Here is a 16,915-nt window from a genome sequence, read left to right as displayed (position 1 = left end):
CTAGAGGAGACGTCCCATGGCCGTCCACGCCCGCAACGGCGACACGCTGTTCTCCTACGAGCTGGAACCCGACCTGCTGACCGTGAGCACCGCCTCCAAGGACAGCCCCGGGGAACTGCATATCACCGTGAAGGTCAAAGACGCTTCGGCGTACTGCGAGAGCATCACGATCCGCCTCCCCATCGGTGAGAAGGCGGACGATCTGACGGCGGACAAGACGGTCACGTTCAGCAGTGAGGAGACCGGAGGCGGAGGCGGAGGCTGGACCGGACGGCAGCGGTTGGAGGACGGCGACAGTGTCCTGGCCATCACCTTCACACCGTTCATGGTCTCCCAGCTCGACAGCAGCTGGCGGCTCACCATGCACATCGCCGGATTCACGGTGAACAGGCTGGAGGGCTCCGCAGTCATCGGAGCCACCGAGCGGACATCGCCGACGAACGGTCAATTCGAGGACCGAAGCCCCGTCCCCCCGCTTCAGATGGACAAGTTCCCCGACGGCTTCTACATGCGGAACCTGATGCCCAACCGGATCATGGTCGACAACGGCGAACGAGTCGAATTGAAGTGGGACACATCGCGAGGCCCAAACACGACCTACCGAATGTACTGGGACCGCGAATCCGAGCCCGTCAGCGACCGAACCAACTGGCTCTCCCCGCCCCTCGACCGCCCCACCGGTTTCATGCTCCAAGCCACCGTCGCGCTCGGCAACAGCAAGCCACTCACGCACACCCTCACCACCGCGGTCATGGTGGCCAACCAAGACCTCACCGCACGCGACGTGAACGTCAGCCGCACCTTGGACGTCGGCAACGGCCCCGGCACCGCGATCACCAACCTCGGTTTCATCACCGATGCGGACGGCGTCCGGTACCTGCCGTCCAACATGACCGACGGCGACCGGAGCACCTACTACTGGAGCGAACTCCACCCCACTGACCGGCACTGGGTCCAGATCAACCTCGACAGCCAACGCGACATCAGGGATATCGGCATCTACCTGGGCGACCCCGACGGGAACTTCACCCTGCCCCTCTGCACTCTCGAACACTCGACGAATGGCACCAACTGGACCGTCCTTGATGAAATCCCGAGCGGGCAAACCGAGTACCACGGCACGACGCCCACGTCCGCCCGCCACCTGCTCCTGAGGATGCAAGAGTCGCAGGGCTACCGCATCGCCATCCGCTCCTTCGAGATCACCACCAAGCCCCGCGGCGCCATCATTACCCCTGAAATCGCCGCCATCCACACCCCGGTAACCATCGCCGGAGACCTCGTCGTCACCGGAACGATCGTCGCCAGAGGGGGCGTTACCGCCCCCAGCCTCAAGTCACCTGCCAACGTCCCGCTCACCATCGAGAACAATCCCACCCTCACTCCTGCCAACAAGGCGAAACTCGAACTCGGCTACGGCGCGATCAAGGCAGCCGGCGAAATCATCGCCAACGACGGCCTCACAGTGGCCTCGGGTAAGGCCCTTACTGCTCACGGCCCCATCCTGGCCAACAATGACCTCACCGTCGCAGCCAACTACACCTTCAAAGCCATGTGGATCAACCCCACCACAACCAATGGCACCATCACGGTACGCGGCAACATCGCCGCCGAAGGCGACATCACTCTCGGCAGCAAAAAGACCATCAAGACCGACTACATCAACGCGAGGGTACCCGCCGACGGAATCGTCGTAGGAAATAACCTGAGCATGCATCCAGGAATGACTCTGCGGCCACACATCATGAGCCTCTTCGGCAACCCGTGGAAGATCACACAGAGCTTCATCCCACAGACGGACGGACTGGTCTTCGGATACGGCACCAGTTCGTCGGTTACCGTGCAGGGAGGATTGCCGGCACCGACCACATTGTCAAGGGACACAAAGGATTCCATCATTGTCCCAGTAAAGAAAGGCGCTCGAGTCTCACTCAATAGATATGACTCGGGGTCCTGGTTCTATCTCCCATTCGGAGAGGTGCGGTGAACCGCGGGAAATGTCGGACACTACGCTTCGCGGCTCTCATCGGGAAAGGCCAAGCGTTCACCGTCGATTTTGCTGTGAGCGTTGGCCACGACGCCCCCGTGCACCTTCTTCTGGATGCCGTTCCGCACAGGCAGTGCCGCCCCATCTGCGGTCGAACGGGCCGAGCAGTCTGCTGAGCACGCCCACGATCCTCACCCGCTGCAACCGGACACGGACACTGCCCTTTCTCATCCCGGTCTACGTAGCGAATCACCGAAGACGGCATTCCGTCAGCGAGATGTGAATCAAACATAAGGAGTAGAGACATGGCGGGACACTTCATACTCCGAAACATCACCACCTCGGACCTGACGATCGCACAGTCGCGGGGCGCGACCTGGTCCGCCAAGGCCGAGCACGCGAATGTGGGTTGGAACGCCGCCTCGCGCGACGTGCTTGCCAGGGCGCTCCAGGGCCAGCCGATAGGCAGTCGCGCCGGCTTGCCGCCGCATCGCTACCTGGAGTGCAAGTTCAGCGCCGGCACAGCGCTGGAAACTTACCTGAGGGGGGCTGCCTGGGCCGACCAGCTCGTCCGGCCGGACAGCGCCGGACTCGGACTGCGACAGCTGAGCCCGAACGCAGCGGCGGCGTGGCAGCGAGGAGACCGGACCGGGGCACTGGTTGAGCAGTTCCGCCATGGCACCGCGACCATGGAGATCTACTACACCAACGGCTTGGAGATGTCCCTCCCTTAATCGAAGGCGCCGCCCCTCCAACCGGCACAAGCTCAAGAACCTCCACGACTGGAACCCCGAAGGACCACCGTGGACGACACCTCTCAGGCCGCTGACCCACCCAACCCCCTGCGCCCCTCCTGAACAGCACAAACAGTTCTGGCCCCCACGAAGCGGCGGGGCCAGAACACGTTCTGTAAAAAAAGAGGGCTGGTCAAACCGACATGCTGTCGGTTTGACCAGCCCCATTCGGTCGGCTGACCCCGCTGGCCACGCCGCGGTACCGTCGCCGCCCGCGGTTTCTCGAACCCCGGTCCTCATCCCCTGACTTTCGCGGCACCACCCCGCGAGTTCCCGCCCGCAGCCCCTTCAGAATTCGCGAACTCTCGGGAAATGGAGACCTCCTTCAGGCGGTACACGCCCGATGCCAGGTCCTTGAAGGCGAGCTGTCCGTCGGCGTTGGTCTTGCCGCTGGCGGCCTCCTTGCCCGTGGAGTCGAACAGGGTGAACGTGGCTCCGGCGAGCAGGTCGACGGCGTGGTAGCGCGCTCCGTTGAGGACCTCGGGTCAGAGTTATGTCGTCATACATGCAGTTCTCGACGATGTCGAGCATGGTCAGCGTAGCGCTGTGCAGCCGGGCTCGGAAGGCGGGTCGGTGAGCCAGAAGCCGTTCGGGCCCGGCGGTGCGGAGGGCTCGCTGCCCGCAGCGGAGTGCGGCTGTGGGGGCCGGCGACGTGAGGGCAGCCAGCGGGGCGGGGACATGGGACTCCGTGTGAGGTGAGTGATCAGCGGGAGCGGGCAGGCATGGTCCTGGCCGGCATGGTCGGCACCTCGTGCACCGTTCGGGCCTGCGGGCGGGAGCGCGCAGATGCGGACCGGGTACCGGGGAACCAGATGCGGGCGTACTGCTTGATCGCCGTACGCAGTCCGGTGCCGTCGGCGCCCTTCCACGGTGGTTCGCCGGTACGGGTGCTGTTCCAATCGCGGAAGACGGCGTGCCCGTCCCTGCCGGCCACGAGGTCCCGGGCTGCGTCGCGGCGGGCGAAGGTGCCATGCTCGGCGAAGGGGAGGATCGCGGTGTCGACGACGCCCTGTTCGGGGTGGATGACGCGCAGGCGCAGCCCGTCGTACTCGCCGTGGCGAATGGTGGGGGCGAAGTCGATCCGCAGCCTCAGTGCCGAGTCGGGCTGTGGGGTGGCGTAGTAGGAGTTTCCGATGACCGCGTGGCCGTCGAAGGGCAACGCGAGGACGCTGGCGAAGAACTGCTGTACGTGCAGGGACACTTGCCCGTCTCCACGGGGAGGTCAGCGCCGCGGGCCGCTGCGTCCGGCGGGGGCTGCGGGCGGGAGCGTGGTGGTGGTCCAGCGGGGAACGCTGCGCGTCCCGAGTGCTGGCGGGCGGCGGCGAGCAACAGCAGCGCGCTGAATGTCTAGTGGGGTGGGCGCTGAGGGTTTCGGCGGCTGCACGGGGGTGAGCTGGGCCAGTTTCGCGAGCCGGGGATTGAGGTTGCCCTTGTAGCGGGCGATGGGGGTGGGGTCGACGAAGGCGGCTGCCGTGGCGGCGATCAGATGCTGAGGGGTGCGCGCGGTGAAGTGCGCCTCGGCGCGGGTGCCCCACCCGTCAGGTCCGGCCCACAGCGTCACCAGCTCGGCGTCCGGGTCGGTGCTGACGACGTCGATGCTGGCGCCCGCCAGCCGGTCCGGCGAGAGGATCTCCACCTTGCCGTAGGCGAGCGGCTTGCGTTCCCAGCCGGCGTCGAGCAGGGGCTGTATCGCGTCAGTCCAGTACAGCGACCGGGAGGTCAGGAAGGTGTCGCTGCGCCGGCGGCGGGGACCCCCACTGGGTCACGGTGCCGCTGCACCAAGCCTGCGGCTGGCGCTCCACGCACACGTTCCTCAGCCCCCGCATCCTGCTGACCAGCCCGAACCAGCGGGCCGAGCTGCGTCTCGAACCAGATCCCGACCAGCCGTGGTGGACCGTGCGGCACGCCCCGACGCGACCCAGCCACCGTGGTGGGCGCGGTTCGACGCCCGCACCACCGTGGAGATCATCGCCGCCCTGACCGACACCCTCACCGCCCCGGACGCCACCGCCGCCCGCGCAGTCGATCCGTACGAGCCGCTGCGCAAGGCTGACTGGCACCAGATCGACGACGGGATGTTCGCCTCGGCCAACGGCCTCGTCCACGTGGACCACTTCACCCACACCGGCTCGGACATCTGGTTCATCACCACGGCGCTCAGCGATGACCCCGAGAACCTGATCTGGCAAGCCCGCCTCGACGGCAACACTCCACCCCACCTGATCACCGCTCTCATCCAGGCGCTCGCCGACCCCGCGCCCCTGCGCCGCGACCCCCTGCACCTGCCCGCCCACGTCCGCCGTCACATCGGCACCACACGCCTCACCGTGTCCGCCGAGGCCGTGGCATACGCCCTGGAACGGCGCGTCCAGGACGTCGCCGCCCGATGCAAGCACCCCACACCGCTCCCGGCACAGCCCCCGCAGATGCCGCCTCGTCGCCGACGCTGACAACCCGTACCGGGCCCCTCGAAGCACCCTTCCGCGTCCGCTCGCCGACGCTCACACCCGCGTGCGTCCCAACCTCCTCTCTCCGCAGATGAGTTCACCATGCCCCAATCCTCCGAACCGCTCGCCGTCCCGCACGTGGTGATCGCCCCGCGCCACCTCGCCGGCGGAGGCGAAAGCAGCCTGGTCACCGACCACCTGCGCACACACGACTGGCGCGATCTTTCCCAGCCCGGCCGTCTCCACGCGCACCTCGAAAGCCCTGACGGGACGCTGCGGTTGCGACTGGAACCCGACCCGGACCATCCCTGGTGGACCGTGCTGGGCACGCCCGCCGGACAGGCCCCCTGGCACGCGTCCTTCGACGCGCGCACCCCCGCAGAAACGATCCTCGCCTTCGCCCAGGCCCTCACACACCCAGATGACACCCCGGCCAGCGATCCGCTCCAGACCCTGGACGAGGCTGGTTGGACCCCCGGCATCGGCCAACGCTCGCTTCACAAGCGGTGCTCCCCCGACCAGCTCGCCGCCTGGGACATGCGCAGCCACGACGGCGCCACGGCCTGGGTCGCCACCTGCCGGATCCACGGCCAGACGCTGTGGCACGCCGCCTTCAGCGCCCGCGCACCGCTGCCGGTCGTCACCGCGTTCGCCACCGCCGTGGCCGACTCCCGGCCGCTGCCTCGCCGCCCCGAGGCGATCCCTCCGCTGGCCCGCACCTACACCGCCAGCCCACCCGGCCACCCCCACTCAACCGGCCCGCCCGCAGCCGCCCAAGCCGCCGCCGGGCCGCACCCGGTAGCCCGAACCACCCACCTGCCCCCTGGACCTGCCCTCTTGACAACCCCCTCCCCTCGCCCGAACACCGACGGCTACGACATAGCCTTCCGTGCCCTCCTCGGCGCCCTCGCCGTCGCCGTCCCCCTGTCCACCCTCGCCTGGCTCGGCGGCAACATCACCGCCTGGGCCACCGACTCCGGTCCCTGGACTGGGTACCAGCCCATCGGTGCCCTCCTCCACCCCGAACGCCCGTGGCCCGACACAGAGGAAACGTCTCTTCTGATCGGTGCGCGCATTGTGCCGATCACCGCGGTGATCGCCCTCGCTCTCACCGCCGCCGTCCTCTGGTCGCGGCACAACAACCGCAACGGCGGGCGCAGCAAGCGCCTCGCCGGGATGGCCAAGGCCAAGGACATCGAGCCGCTGATGTCCAAGGCGATCACCGACAAGGCTCGCTCGCTGCGGCCGAGCCTGAAGGACGCCAAGCACGTCGAGGCCCGTGAGACCGGAATCCTCCTCGGCAACCTCGCCGGCACCCGCCACGAGGTCCGCATGGGATACGAGGACGTCGCCGTCGCGATCATGGCGCCGAGCTCCGGCAAGACCACCAGCCTGGCGATCCCGTCCATCCTCAGCGCCCCCGGGCCCGTGCTGCTCACCTCCAACAAGGCGGCCAACGACGCCTACACCGCCACCATCGATGCCTGCTCCGCCATCGGCCGGACCTGGTCGATGGACCCGCAGCAGATCGCCCACGCCGACCGCGAAATGTGGTGGGATCCCCTCGCCGACGCGAAAGCCCTCGAAGGCGCCGGCCGGCTCGCCGGGCACTTCCTGGCCGCCAGCGTCGACGCGAGTCAGCAGGCGACTTCTGGTCCAAGGCCGGATCCAACATCCTCACCCAGCTGCTCCTCGCCGCCGCGCTGGACAACAGGCCGATCACCGATGTGATGGCCTGGCTGGCGTTCCCCGCCGACCGCACCCCGCTGGACATCCTGCGCGACCACGGCCACGCCGCGGTCGCAGCCCAGCTGAAGGGCACCGTTGAAGGCCCGCCGGAGACCCGCGACGGCATGTACGAGACCGCGCGCCAGTACGCCGCTCCCCTCCTGAACGCCGAGATCGCCCGGTGGGTGACCCCGCAGAAGGACGTGCCCGAGTTCAAGCCGGCCGATTTCGTCATCAGCACCGACACCCTCTATCTGCTGTCGAAGGATGGCGGCGGGGCCAGCGCGTTGATCGCGGCGTGCGCGGACTCCGTCATGCGCGCCGCCACCGCGCAGGCAGAGCGCGCCGGCGGACGCCTCGACCCGCCGATGCTCGCGATCCTCGACGAGACCGCCAACGTCTGCAAGATCAGCGACCTGCCTGACCTGTACTCCCACCTTGGCAGCCAGGCCTCATCCTGCAGTCCTACCGCCAGGGTCAGAAGGTCTGGGGGGACGCGGGCATGGACGCGATGTGGTCCGCCGCCACGGTCAAGGTGATCGGCGCCGGCATCGATGACCCCGATTTCGCCGACAAGCTCAGCCGGCTGATCGGCGATCACGACGTGGAGACGAAGTCGACCTCCACCTCCGAGTCCGGCACCTCCACCAGCATCAGCATGCGGCAGGAACGCATCATGCCCGCTGACCGCATCCGCGCCCTCGCCAAGGGGAGCGCCCTGTGCCTGGCCACCGGCATGCGCGCCGCCATGCTCACCCTGCGTCCCTGGTACAAGGAACCCGGCGCGGACGAGCTGTCCGCGGCCTCCAAGCGCGCCTCCGACGGCATCACCACCCGTGCCTTGGCCAAGGGCACACCGAAGCAGTCCGACTTCGGCGAAGCCGCATAAACCACAGGCCCCTCGTGGTGCCGGTGCGCTCGGCGGAGGCGCCCCCTCTAGGAAGCGCACCGGCACCGCCCGCACCTCCGTCCCGCAGCCGGTAAGCACCTCCCGTCCCGCCCGTCTTCCTGGATCCCACCACGACTCCCGAAACTCCCCTCCCCCGCGCCCACGTCCTGGTCACGCCGCTCCATCTGGCCCGGGCTCTGTGTCCTCCGCCTTCCGAGCGGTCAGGGACTTGACCACCTGGCGCCTTCGGCCCCTGCCAGCCATGGGTGACCTGTGCCTGACATCGCCGGACGGTGCTACCACCCTCACCTGCCATCTCTTCGCCTCAAGCCCAGAGCACCGCTGGACCGCCGCCCACGCCGGTCCCCGCCCCTGGCGGGCCACCTTCACCTGCGGCACCCCACGCGAGCTCACCAGGTCCGGGGCGCGGCTGTGTCAGTCGGGAAGCCTCGTCGGCAGCCATGGTTCGTGCCATCGCGGATATCCGGCGACGAGCTTGCTCGCTCCCGCCGGTCCCCAGGTCCCCTGCCGGTAGCGCTCGGGGTCGCCGGGCGCCTCCAGCAGTGGCTGAACGATTCGCCAGGTCTCCTCCACCGAGTCCTCCCGGGTGAACAGGCTCGCGTTGCCCTGCATTGCGTCACTGAGCAGGCGCTCGTACGGCTCGGGTGCCTCACCGAGCTCGGCCGCGAAGAGGAGGTCGAGGTCCACCAGCTGCGTGTCCTGCTTGCCCGGCTGCTTGGCCTGGATGCGGAAGTTCACGCCAGGGCTCGGATCGATCCGCAGGATCCACTGGTCGGGCTCGGGCGCGAACCGCTCCGCGAACGCAAGCCGCGGCGGGCGCTTGAACACGATCCGGATTTCGGTCACTCGCTCGGGGAGCGACTTGCCGGCGCGGATGAAGAACGGCACCCCGGACCAGCGCCAGTTCTCGACCTCCAGCCGCAACCCGACGAAGGTCTCGGTGCGCGAGCCCGGCCGCACGCCCGGGACCTGCAGGTACCCCTCGTACTGCCCGCGGACGTAGTGCGCCGGGTCGGCGTCGGGGATCGCCCGGAACACGTCAACCCGGCGGTCCCGGAGCGCGTCCGCATCACCGGCCGATGGCGGCTCGGACGCCACCAGGGCGAGCAGCTGCAGCAGGTGGTTCTGCACGACGTCGCGGAGCGCGCCGACCGGGTCGTAGAAGTGGCCGCGGTCCTCGACCCCGAAGTCCTCGGCCATGGTGATCTGCACGCAGGAGATGTGGTCGCGGTTCCACACCGGCTCGAACACGGAGTTGGCGAACCGCAGGAACTGGATGTCCATCGCCGGCTCTTTGCCGAGGAAGTGGTCGATCCTCAGCAGCTGATCCTCATCGAGGAGGTGACGCAGCTCGGCGTTGAGGGCGCGCGCCGACGCGAGGTCATGCCCGAAGGGTTTCTCCACGACGACCCGGGCGCCCTTGGTCAGTCCGGCGCCTGCCAGGCCCCCGACCACCTGGGCGAACAGCGACGGCGGGATCTCCAGGTAGAAGGCCGGGCGCCGCTTGCCGTTGACCGCCCGGGCGAGGCGATGGAACGTCTCCGGGTCGGCGTAATCGCCCTGCACATAGCTGAGTCGAGCGGCGAACCGGGCAAAGACGCTGTCGTCCAGCGGCTCGCCCGCTGCCTTGATCGCCGCGCGGGCGTGGCCACGCAGCGCGTCGTCGGACCAGTTGTCGCGCGCCACTCCGACGATCGGGCAGGTCAGCAGCTTGCGCCGCTCAAGCCGATAGAGCGAACGGAACGTCATCTTACGTGCGAGGTCGCCACTGATCCCGAAAACGACCAGCACGTCTGCGGAAACGTTCGACGAGTTCGAAGCCACCTCATCCTCCTTACGGAGCCGGCACAGCAATAGGGTCGGGCATCATGGTCCCGCCCGCGACTGGGAGCCGACGCCAGCAGGGCTCCGGCCGGCCGCCGCCGCGTCCGCGAGGACGAGCGACGCCGCCGCCTCGACCCGGCCGGCGGGAATCGACCGGTCTCCCGCAACGAGCATCGAGAGCGGTTCGCGCTTGTCCGCTCCGGTGATGAGCCAGAGCAACTGCTGGGCGCGAGCGAGCGCAGGATAGGTGAGTGTCATGCGCTGGTGGCCCATGTAAGGCGCCGTCAGGGACACCGGCCGGTCCGAGACTTCGAGCACCGGGTCCCGTGGCACCAGCGAGGCGGTGTGCCCGTCCGGGCCGAGGCCCAGGTGAACGAGGTCGAAACGCTCGGGCAGCGACCGCCCGTAGGCGGCGGCCGCCGCGTCAAGGTCGGCGTCGTTCACGGGCATCGCGATGACCTCGGCCGGGGCCGCACCGAGGCTCTCCCGCAGGTGGGTGAGGTTACGGTCCGGGTCGCCGTCGGGCGCGACCCGCTCGTCGACCTGGAACACCGCCACGTGCTCCCAGGGGACGTCCTCATGTGCGAGCCGCGCGAACATCGCCCATGGCGTGTGCCCCCCGCTGACGGCGAACGTGAACCGTCCGTGGGCTTGCACGCAGGCCCGGGCCAGCCGCGCCACGAACGCCGCCGCGGTGCCGGCGACCGCATCGGGGTCGGCGACGACGTCGAGTTCGTGATGCACAGCCCTCAGCCCTTCTTTTCGGCGTGCCCGCCGAACTCCGAGCGCATCGCCGAGAGGATCTTGTCGGTGAACTCCCCGGCCTGCCTGGACTCGAAGCGCTCGTAGAGCGAGGTGGTGATGACCGGTGCCGGGACGCCTTCGTCCACCGCGGCGAGGACGGTCCAGCGGCCTTCCCCGGAGTCGGAGACCCGCCCGGCGAAGGCGTCGAGCGAGGGCGAGCCGGCGAAGGCGTCGGCGGTCAGATCGACCAGCCACGAGCCGACGACCGAGCCGCGCCGCCAGACCTCGGCCACCTCTCCGACGTCGATGTCGTACTGGTAGGCCCACGGATCGCGCAGCGGTGTCGTCTCCGCGTCGGCCTCTTGTCGGCTTTTGCCGGCGTTCGCACGCTTGATGATGCTGAGGCCCTCGGCGATCGCGGCCATCATCCCGTACTCGACCCCGTTGTGGACCATCTTCACGAAGTGCCCGGCCCCGTTCGGCCCGCAGTGCAGGTACCCGCGCGGGGCGGTGCCGTCGGTCCGGGTCCGGCTCGGCGTCGGCTCGGCGCTGCCCTCGCCGGGAGCGATCGTCTTGAAGATCGGGTCGAGATGGGCCACGACCTCGTCCTCGCCGCCGATCATCAGGCAGTAGCCGCGCTCCAGCCCCCAGACCCCACCGCTGGTCCCGCAGTCGACATAGTGCAGCGACTTGTCGGCAAGACGCTTGGCGCGTGTGATGTCGTCGCGGTAGTAGGAATTGCCGCCGTCGATCAGGATGTCGCCGGGCTCCAGCAACGGCTCGAGCTGGTCGAGGATGGAGTCGACGGTCGCAGCCGGAACCATGAGCCACAGGGCCCGTGGCTTGTCCAGTTTCGCAACGAAATCCGGAAGTGAGTCTGCGCCTGTCGCGCCCTCGCCGGCCAGTTCGGTGACGGCGGCCGCGTTGACGTCGGACACGACGCAATGGTGGCCGTCTCGCATCAGCCGACGCACCAGGTTCGCCCCCATCCGGCCGAGCCCGATCATCCCGAGCTGCATGGGCTTGTCTGTCGCCATGAGGTGCCTCCTAGTCCTTGAGCGTGCGGTAGTGCCGGATCAGCGCGTTCGTGGACGAGTCGTGGCCGAGCTCGACGCCCCACTGGTCGAAGGAGTCGATCCCCCAGATCGTCCCCTGGGTGAACACTCTGTGCTCGTAGAGCGCGACCAGTGTGCCGAGCCGGTACGGCGTGAGCACCTCGGCCAGCAGCACGTTCGTCGGGCGGTTGCCCTCCATCACCCGGTGCGGCGCCACGTCCTGCGCCGTCCCCTCGGCGCGCACCTCGTCCTCGGTCTTGCCGAAGCCGAGCGCCTGGGCCTGGGCGAAGACGTTCGACGAGAGGATGTCGTGGTGGCTGCCGAGCGGGTTGAGCGACTTGCCGAAACCGATCAGGTCCATCTCGTCGGTGATCCGGTTCTTCGAGTAGTCCGGGTACAGCCCGGTGGCCTCGGCCGCCATCCGCTCGCCGCGTCCCGGATCGGCGGCGAACATCTCGCGCAGGTGGCGCCCGGCGATCTCGGAGTGATGGCCCGCCAGCGCCTTCCACGCAGGACGGTCGCGCAGGGCGGTCGATGGCATTGCTTGCTCCTCTGATGGGTTCGGTCCGGCCGCTCGGCGCCGAGGTCAGGCAACGGCCTTGCTCTGCCGGTCGATTCGCTCCATGAGGTCGTTCCAGGACGCGACGAAGGACTTGGCGCCTTCGCTCTGCAGCTTGGCGGCAAGCGCCTTGACGTCGATGCCCGCAGTCGCGAAGCGGGCCAGCATGGCCTCGGATTCGCCCCCGTCCGACGGCAGCGTCTCTCCGATCTCGCCGTGGTCGAAGAAGGCTTTCAGGGTGTCGTCGGGCATCGTGTTGACCGTGAATGGCGCGGCCAGACCGTGGACGTACAGCGTGTCGGAGGCGGCCGGGTCCTTCGTCCTCGTGCTGGCCCAGAGCAGCCGCTGCATGCGCGCGCCGGCGTTCTCCAGCCGCTGGAAGCGCTCCGAAGCCATCAGTTCGCGGTACGCCCGGTACACGTCGAGGCCGATGGCGAGGGTGTCGGTCGGCGAGACCTCCAACGAGACCCAGCCGTCGACGCCGTCGGTGCGTTCGTGGATGGGCAGGAACAGATCGGCGGCCCGCTGCAGGTCCTCGATGGCCAGCTCGAAGAACAGCTCCTCGCCCCTGCGCCCGCCCGCCGCCTTCGCGCGGATCGCATCGTCGTAGTCACCGGAGCCGATCGCCTTGTCGAAAATCGAGGGGTTGGAGGTGAGCCCTGTCACCGAGTACTGGTCGATGTAGTGCTGGATCTGTCCCGTATCGAGCATCGAACGGGTGATGTTGTCCAGCCAGATGCTCTGGCCCTGCTCGTGGAGCGCCTGGGTTACGTTCACGCCTGTTCCCTTCCGGTATCCACGCACTCGCGGGCAACCTGGGTGACCTTCTCGGGGGTGAAGCCGAATTTGGTCAGCAGCTGCTTGAGCGGCGCCGATGCCCCGAACGTGTGCATGCCGACGACCGCGCCGCCGTCCCCGACGTAACGGTCCCAGCCGAGGGTCGCCGCCTGCTCGATGGCTACCCGGGCCCTGACGTCGGGCGGGATGACCGAGTCGCGATATTCCTTGGGCTGACGGTCGAACAATTCCCAGCAGGGCATGCTGACCACGCGAGCCGCGAGGCCCTCGGCGGCGAGTTCGTCACGGGCCGCGAGCGCGAGTTGCACCTCCGACCCGGTGGCGAGCAGGACGACGTCGGGCCTGCCGTCCGCCGCGTCAACGAGGACATAAGCTCCCCTGGCCACCCCGGATGCGGCCCCCACCTCGGAGCGGTCCAGGGTCGGCAGCGCCTGACGGGAAAGGACCAGCACCGCCGGCTCGTGCCTGAGCGCGGCGACGACCCGCCAGGTCTCGACGACCTCGTTCGCGTCGGCCGGGCGGAACACCAGCAGACCCGGCATCGCGCGCAGCGACGCGAGCTGCTCGACCGGCTGGTGGGTCGGACCGTCCTCGCCGACCCCGATCGAGTCGTGGGTGAAGATGTGCACGACCGGGATCTCCATCAGCGCTGAAAGCCGGATCGCGGCGCGCGCGTAGTCCGAGAAGATCAGGAACCCCGACCAGTACGAGCGCAACTTGGTCAGTGCCATCCCGTTCGTGATCGCGGTGGCGGCGTGCTCGCGGATCCCGAAGTGGAGGTTGCGTCCCGAGCGGTCATCGGCCTGGAAGTCGCCGGCGCCTGCGAACGTGAGGTTGGTCTTGGTCGACGGCGAAAGGTCCGCCGACCCGCCGACCACCCACGGCACGGCTTGGGCAAGCGCGTTGAGCACCTCGCCGCTGGAGTCACGGCCGGCGATGCCCTTGGGGTCGGCCGCGAAGGTCGGCAGCGCCGACTCCCAGCCCTCCGGCAGGTCCCGCCGCTGGATACGCTCCAACTCGTCGGCGAGCTCGGGATGGGTGGTTCGGTAGGCCTCGAATCGAGCCTCCCAACTCGTCCGGGCTTCGCGACCGCGCGCGCCGACGCCTGCGGCGAAGTGCTCGTAGACGCCGTCGGGAACGAAGAAGTCCTTGTCTTCCGGCATCCCGAGGAATCGCTTGGTCGACTTGACGCCCTCCACGCCGAACGGCGCGCCGTGCGCCTTCGGGGTGTCCTCGACCGGCGACCCGTAGCCGATGTGGCTGTGCACCACGATGAGCGTCGGACGCTCCTTCTCGGACTTGAAGGTGTGCAGCGCACGGGCCACGGCGTCGAGGTCATTGGCGTCGGCCACGGTCGTGACGTTCCAGCCGTAGCCGATGAACCGGGCCGCCACATCCTCGGTGAACGCGATGTCGGTGTGGCCCTCGATCGTCACCCGGTTGGAGTCGTAGATCCAGCAAAGGTTCGACAGTCGCTGGTGGGCCGCGAGCGAGGCGGCCTCCGAGGAGATCCCCTCCATCATGCAGCCGTCGCCGGCCATCGCGTACACGTCGAAGTCGAACACGGTGAAGTCGTCGCGGTTGTACCGGGCGGCGAGCCACTGCCCGGCGATCGCCATCCCGACCGAGGTCGCAACGCCCTGGCCGAGCGGGCCGGTCGTGGTCTCCACGCCACTGGTCCACCGGTACTCCGGGTGCCCTGGGCAGCGCGAGCCGAGCTGGCGGAACGTCCTGAGGTCGTCGAGGCTCACGGCGGGCCGGCCGAGGATCTCATAGTCAGGGTCGACGGCCTGCACGCCGGTGAGGTGGAGCAGCGACCAGAGCAATGCGGAGGCGTGTCCTTCCGACAGCACGAAGCGGTCGCGGTTGGGCCAGATCGGGTCGGCCGGGTCGAAGCGCAGGAAGCGCTGCCAGAGCGTGTACGCGACCGGGGCGATTCCCATCGGCGTCCCAGGGTGGCCGGAGTTGGCCGCCTGGATGGCGTCCATGCACAGGGTGCGGATCGTGTTGACGGAAAGTGTTTCCAGGTCGATGTTGCTCAATGCGAGCCTCCCTGAAGGTACTTCCCCTGCCCGCATATCGAGTGCGGCGGGCTGGGGTTAACCTTCCCCGGCCGGGGCGAAGAGCGCCGCGCCGACAATGCCCGCATCGTTGAACAGCTGTGCCGGCACGATCTCGGTCCTGAGCTCGATGTACGGCAGGAACTTGTCGGCCTTCTTGCTGACGCCGCCGCCGATGATGATCAGGTCGGGCCACAGCAGCCGCTGGACGAGCTCGAGAAACTTCTCCAAACGGTGCGCCCATTTCTTCCAGGACAGGTCGTCGTGCTCACGCACCGACTCCGCGGCCCAGTCCTCGGCATCTTCATGGTGCAGCGGCAGGTGCCCCAACTCGCTGTTGGGCACCAGGAGCCCGTCGGAGAAGACGGCACTGCCGATACCGGTGCCAAGCGTCACCATCACGACGACGCCCTCGCGTCCCTTGCCGGCGCCGAAGCGCATCTCGGCGATCCCGGCCGCGTCGGCGTCGTTCACCACACTGACGTCGCGGCCGGTCGCCTCTGCGAAGAGCTGGGCCGCGTCCGTCTCCAGCCAGGCCGGGTCGATATTGGACGCCGTCTGGACTTTGCCGCCCCGGATGACGGCCGGGAGCGTCAGCCCGACCGGTCCCGGGACGCCGATCTGGGAGAGCACCTGCACGACCACCTCCGCGACTGCCTCCGGGGCCGCTGGTTGCGGGGTCGGGATCCGGACCCGCTCACCGATGAGGCTGCCGCGTTCGAGGTCGACCGGCGCTCCCTTGATGCCGGTCCCGCCGATGTCGACCCCCAGCACGTGGGCCGTCTTGTCCGGAATTGGCTGCGCCACTGCCCGCTCCCCTCAGGGGCTGGCCCAAAAGTGTTGTGTGAATTTTGGACATTCAGCCCCGCAAGAGCTTCGCTATACTTCCCTTATATTCTCATACATACCCTATATTCGCCAGATCTCTCTTATGGAGCTATATCGACGCTCCAGGGGTATATCCAAGCATTGGGCGCCCGCAAAGGCGTTGGAAATCAAGCCGACCGGGAACCCGTCCGATAAGTCCCCCGCATCCATGAGCCGTTGCCTCTCCACCCGGACCGGCCGCGACCAGAGCTTACGGAGGCGTGATGCCAACCCGACCGATCCGCTTGCTTCTTGCCGACGTCGACGGCACTTTGGTCACGAGCGACAAGGTCCTCACCGACCGCGCTGTCCAGGCGGTCCACAAGCTCTACGACGCCGGCGTCCTCTTCGCGGTGACCAGCGGGAGACCACCCCGGGGCATGTCCATGATCATCGAGCCCCTGGCGCTGACCACTGAACTCGCCGCCTTCAACGGTGGTCTCATCGTCGATCCGGATATGACTGTTGTCGAGCAGCAGGTCATTCCCGCGGAGGTGGTGGCCCCGGTCGTCGCGCTGATGGAGTCGTTCGGCCTCAGCGTCTGGGTCTACCGGGGCGCTGACTGGTACGTCCTCGACGCGAAGGGTCCGCACGTGGATCGCGAGAGCTGGACGGTGCAGTTCGCGCCCACACTCGTTCCCAGCTTCGACGGGCTCGAGCAGGGCGCCGCCAAGGTCGTCGGGGTCTGCGACGACCACGAGGTCGTAGAGGCGGCCGCGGTCGCAACTCGCGCGCAGTTCGGCGAGCATGTCTCGGCCGCCCGCTCGCAGCCCTACTACCTCGATGTGACCCATCCTCAGGCCAACAAGGGCAGTGTCGTCAAGTACTGGTCCGCCAAGCTCCAGATCTCCCCCGAACAGATCGCCACGATCGGCGACATGCCCAACGACGTGCTCATGTTCGCCCACTCGGGACTGTCCATCGCGATGGGCAACGCCAGCCACGAGGTCCAGCGCGCGGCGAGGCGGGTGACGACGAGCAACGAGGAGGAGGGTTTCGCGAACGCGGTCGAGCAGTTCATCCTTTGACCCGCGTCACCGCATGATGTACGTACCGAGATTGATGGTCCCTGCATGACCCCCGATCCCGGCAGTGCCTGCGAGTCTACGCGCCGGCAAGCAACCGCTGCGGACTTACCTGCC

The 16,915-nt window shown here is 68.2% G+C and carries 13 protein-coding genes and 3 pseudogenes; 6 read left to right on the top strand and 10 right to left on the bottom strand.

Translation table 11 applies throughout. The features are described from left to right. Positions 1-16 precede the first annotated feature (16 nt). Both ACZ4S3_RS11935 and ACZ4S3_RS11930 read left to right on the top strand, forming a co-directional pair. On the top strand, positions 17-1,987 hold the full coding sequence (locus ACZ4S3_RS11935) for a discoidin domain-containing protein (RefSeq protein ID WP_467930931.1): 1,971 nt from the start codon (positions 17-19) through the stop codon (positions 1,985-1,987). A 305-nt stretch (positions 1,988-2,292) separates the two neighbouring features. Further along, complete coding sequence (locus ACZ4S3_RS11930) at positions 2,293-2,721, top strand: hypothetical protein (protein WP_467930926.1); 429 nt, start codon at positions 2,293-2,295, stop codon at positions 2,719-2,721. A 296-nt stretch (positions 2,722-3,017) separates the two neighbouring features. Here the strand turns inward: ACZ4S3_RS11930 and ACZ4S3_RS11925 are convergent, their stop codons facing one another. The 3 genes from ACZ4S3_RS11925 to ACZ4S3_RS11915 form a co-directional block, all read right to left on the bottom strand. Next, on the bottom strand, positions 3,018-3,227 hold the full coding sequence (locus ACZ4S3_RS11925; RefSeq protein ID WP_467931571.1) for a prealbumin-like fold domain-containing protein: 210 nt from the start codon (positions 3,225-3,227) through the stop codon (positions 3,018-3,020). 257 nt (positions 3,228-3,484) lie between these two features. Beyond that, on the bottom strand, positions 3,485-3,982 hold the full coding sequence (locus tag ACZ4S3_RS11920; protein WP_467930921.1) for a hypothetical protein: 498 nt from the start codon (positions 3,980-3,982) through the stop codon (positions 3,485-3,487). Between the two features lie 21 nt (positions 3,983-4,003). Continuing rightward, complete coding sequence (locus ACZ4S3_RS11915; RefSeq protein WP_467930917.1) at positions 4,004-4,417, bottom strand: SPDY domain-containing protein; 414 nt, start codon at positions 4,415-4,417, stop codon at positions 4,004-4,006. 250 nt (positions 4,418-4,667) lie between these two features. Here ACZ4S3_RS11915 and ACZ4S3_RS11910 point away from each other — a divergent pair, with 250 nt between their 5' ends. The 3 genes and pseudogenes from ACZ4S3_RS11910 (at position 4,668) to ACZ4S3_RS11900 (ending at position 7,845) form a co-directional block, all read left to right on the top strand. Then, the gene (locus ACZ4S3_RS11910) at positions 4,668-5,231 is read left to right on the top strand and encodes an SPDY domain-containing protein (RefSeq protein WP_467930912.1); all 564 of its coding nucleotides are present in this window, start codon (positions 4,668-4,670) and stop codon (positions 5,229-5,231) included. A 99-nt stretch (positions 5,232-5,330) separates the two neighbouring features. Next, positions 5,331-5,894: pseudogene (locus tag ACZ4S3_RS11905) on the top strand (SPDY domain-containing protein); the annotation flags it as partial. Positions 5,895-6,065: 171 nt separating this feature from the next. Continuing rightward, positions 6,066-7,845, top strand: a pseudogene (locus ACZ4S3_RS11900) (type IV secretory system conjugative DNA transfer family protein). A 435-nt stretch (positions 7,846-8,280) separates the two neighbouring features. Here the strand turns inward: ACZ4S3_RS11900 and zwf are convergent. The 7 genes and pseudogenes from zwf to ppgK all read right to left on the bottom strand — a co-directional run bounded on the left by zwf (position 8,281) and on the right by ppgK (position 15,713). After that, complete coding sequence (gene zwf / locus ACZ4S3_RS11895; RefSeq protein ID WP_467930908.1) at positions 8,281-9,690, bottom strand: glucose-6-phosphate dehydrogenase; 1,410 nt, start codon at positions 9,688-9,690, stop codon at positions 8,281-8,283. Positions 9,691-9,732: 42 nt separating this feature from the next. Beyond that, positions 9,733-10,434: a 6-phosphogluconolactonase gene (gene pgl, locus ACZ4S3_RS11890; RefSeq protein WP_467930904.1), complete on the bottom strand. Its 702-nt coding sequence runs from the start codon at positions 10,432-10,434 to the stop codon at positions 9,733-9,735. 5 nt (positions 10,435-10,439) lie between these two features. Next, the gene (gene gnd, locus ACZ4S3_RS11885; protein WP_467930900.1) at positions 10,440-11,471 is read right to left on the bottom strand and encodes a phosphogluconate dehydrogenase (NAD(+)-dependent, decarboxylating); all 1,032 of its coding nucleotides are present in this window, start codon (positions 11,469-11,471) and stop codon (positions 10,440-10,442) included. 10 nt (positions 11,472-11,481) lie between these two features. Further along, a pseudogene (pgi, locus tag ACZ4S3_RS11880) lies at positions 11,482-11,847 on the bottom strand (glucose-6-phosphate isomerase); the annotation flags it as partial. Positions 11,848-12,075: 228 nt separating this feature from the next. Beyond that, the gene (locus tag ACZ4S3_RS11875; RefSeq protein WP_467930895.1) at positions 12,076-12,825 is read right to left on the bottom strand and encodes a transaldolase family protein; all 750 of its coding nucleotides are present in this window, start codon (positions 12,823-12,825) and stop codon (positions 12,076-12,078) included. Further along, positions 12,822-14,888 (bottom strand): transketolase, encoded by a 2,067-nt coding sequence (gene tkt / locus ACZ4S3_RS11870; protein ID WP_467930893.1) that lies wholly within the window; start codon positions 14,886-14,888, stop codon positions 12,822-12,824. The genes ACZ4S3_RS11875 and tkt overlap by 4 nt, the downstream gene beginning before the upstream one ends. Before the next feature lie 57 nt (positions 14,889-14,945). Continuing rightward, positions 14,946-15,713 carry a polyphosphate--glucose phosphotransferase gene (ppgK, locus tag ACZ4S3_RS11865; protein ID WP_467930892.1) on the bottom strand — a complete coding sequence of 256 codons (768 nt, stop codon included), beginning with the start codon at positions 15,711-15,713 and terminating at the stop codon, positions 14,946-14,948. A gap of 284 nt (positions 15,714-15,997) precedes the next feature. Between ppgK and ACZ4S3_RS11860 the strand changes: the two genes are divergently transcribed. Further along, on the top strand, positions 15,998-16,801 hold the full coding sequence (locus ACZ4S3_RS11860) for a Cof-type HAD-IIB family hydrolase (protein WP_467930889.1): 804 nt from the start codon (positions 15,998-16,000) through the stop codon (positions 16,799-16,801). Positions 16,802-16,915: the final 114 nt, after the last annotated feature.

This window comes from Streptomyces sp. NPDC028368, assembly GCF_055565615.1.
Note: the sequence above shows the minus strand (reverse complement) of the source record. Positions and strands in the feature narration are given on the sequence as shown.

Coding starts and splice junctions, on each gene's coding strand:
- ACZ4S3_RS11935 (WP_467930931.1), top strand. CDS start 17: ATGGCCGTCCACGCCCGCAACGGCGACACGCTGTTCTCCTACGAGCTG.
- ACZ4S3_RS11930 (WP_467930926.1), top strand. CDS start 2,293: ATGGCGGGACACTTCATACTCCGAAACATCACCACCTCGGACCTGACG.
- gnd (WP_467930900.1), bottom strand. CDS start 11,471: ATGGCGACAGACAAGCCCATGCAGCTCGGGATGATCGGGCTCGGCCGG.
- ACZ4S3_RS11860 (WP_467930889.1), top strand. CDS start 15,998: ATGCCAACCCGACCGATCCGCTTGCTTCTTGCCGACGTCGACGGCACT.